General features: G+C 44.2%; 1 protein-coding gene. It reads right to left on the reverse strand.

The window, feature by feature from the left end; all coding sequences use genetic code 11:
• A partial coding sequence (locus AB0B35_RS42120; RefSeq protein ID WP_361057523.1) for a hypothetical protein occupies window positions 1–1,397 on the reverse strand: 1,397 nt, incomplete at its 3' end.
• Between the last annotated feature and the right edge of the window lie 21 nt (window positions 1,398–1,418).

The raw sequence follows: 1,418 nt of genomic DNA on the forward strand, positions 1-1,418 counted from the left end.
CATGAATTAGTAGCGCTAATAATTGCTATAGGAACCGTGGAATCGGTATTGTTTGAAAGGTTAGCCATTCTCGGAACCTTTCCAGTCGGCCTAACAATTAATGCAGTTCCAGAGAAAGAGATTGATGTTATATTGCCAACAATAGCAGCGTTGAGAAGCTCAACAGCGGTTCCAGCCCCGCTGCCAGCACCACCACCATTAATTGTTATATTCTCTATATTTACAGTTGGGGATGTTAGGTGTGATGCTGTAATTCCTTGAGGAACTATGCAATTATTCATTATCAGGTTCTCAATTGAGCAATTAGTTCCATTTGGAATTATCCCCCACTGTGAGTACTTATCAATTGATATCTTCCCGATAGAGCAATTAACGGCTGTATTGTTTAGCTGTATCTGTACTTTAGTGGCACCAAGAATGCTAGCATTTGCGATAGTGCATTCATTAGCACTTAGCATCAGGATTCCATAAGGTGAGCCTTGAGATCTAATTTCGCCAATTGAGCTTCCCGTTCCGCGAATAATTGCCACCCACGGCTTGGAATTCTGAACCTGCGGGCTGTCATCAGTGTAATAGCACACACCCAGCTTCATTGTGTCTACACGGCAATAGTTACCGCTAAACCCGATGCCAAGCGCACCCCACTGATCTACCTCAACAAAACCAACTGAGTTGTTTCTTCCTAAATCATCACCATCAACTGGCGCACCAAAAATCGCAATGCCACCGGCAATAAACCCAGGTTCTGGGTTGCTACCCGGGACGCCGCATTTTTTACCGCTGGCGCTTTCTACCCTATTATAACTCCCCTTCATCAAGAGCATGTCCCCAGCACAGTGGCCTACTTTAATGCTCGAAATATAGTTGTGAGTACCGCGCATTGCTATTGGGTTATCTCGAATATTGTCGCAGTAGAGTTCCTCTCCCTTCCCGTTAAATCCGTTAAAACTAAATGCATCAGTGCCAATGTTTTTAACGCTAACATTTCTAACTGATGAGTTATCACCTAGCGCAAATGCTCCATTGTTGACTACATCATTGTAGATACTGTCTACGCCAGCAATTCCCTCAACATTCATGTTTTGAAAGTGAATGTTATCTATTCTAGGTAAAAGTTGAACATCTGGCCCAGAGAAAACTGCCTGAACATGATCTGCGAAAATTGTTGAGCCAAGAAAATCAATCTTCTGTCCCTTCATGTCATTTGATGGGAATCTAAGAGTTCTAGTAGTTCTATAGCGACCTCCTGGCGTCCCAGATATAACATGCCTTCCAGTGGCAAAGGCGGCATTAATAGCGTCCGCATCATCCGTTGTTCCATCGGCTTTCGCTCCAAACATCTCAGGCATTACATGCCCAAGCGCAATGGCTAGCGTTGTATCCCCGGCTCCAACCACAAAAACCTAGCCCACATAATC

Source organism: Catellatospora sp. NPDC049133, from assembly GCF_040648455.1.
Taxonomy (GTDB): domain Bacteria; phylum Actinomycetota; class Actinomycetes; order Mycobacteriales; family Micromonosporaceae; genus Catellatospora; species Catellatospora aurea.